This is a genomic window from Variovorax sp. Soil_C_19, from assembly GCF_057657255.1.
This window is the reverse complement of the sequence record NZ_JBDGIV010000050.1, coordinates 1-346: the sequence shown is the minus strand read 5'-3', so window position 1 is coordinate 346 and position 346 is coordinate 1. Positions and strand designations below refer to the sequence as shown.

The following is a 346-nucleotide window of genomic DNA, read 5'->3' as shown; positions in this document are numbered from 1 at the left end:
GATAAAAACTTGGACTGGTTTTACGCCGCAAGCCCAAGGCTCACCCGGTATTCGATAGGGCTGAGAGAGCCAAGAGAGATCTTGATCCGCTTCTCGTTGTACCAGCGGATGTACGAGTCGACCGCCTCGATGAATTGCTCAATGGTGGCGCTCTTCCAGTCCCGAGGATAGAACAGCTCGTTCTTCAGCCGACCGAAGAAGCCTTGTATGCGGTCAACGAACCACGTCCTTGAGCCGCAGGCTATGACCTGACAGCCTACGTTCCCACGTAGAGCAACGTGGGAACGTAAATGACAGACGATTTGGAAGACCTCAAACGCCGGCTGGTGGTGGGACACAAGAGCGA

The 346-nt window shown here is 54.6% G+C and carries 1 protein-coding gene; it reads right to left on the bottom strand.

The genetic code is table 11. From position 1 onward, the window contains the following. Nucleotides 1–20 precede the first annotated feature (20 nt). Nucleotides 21–346 (bottom strand): IS3 family transposase (locus AC3A6R_RS27170; RefSeq protein WP_487866186.1); only part of this gene is annotated, 326 nt, incomplete at its 5' end.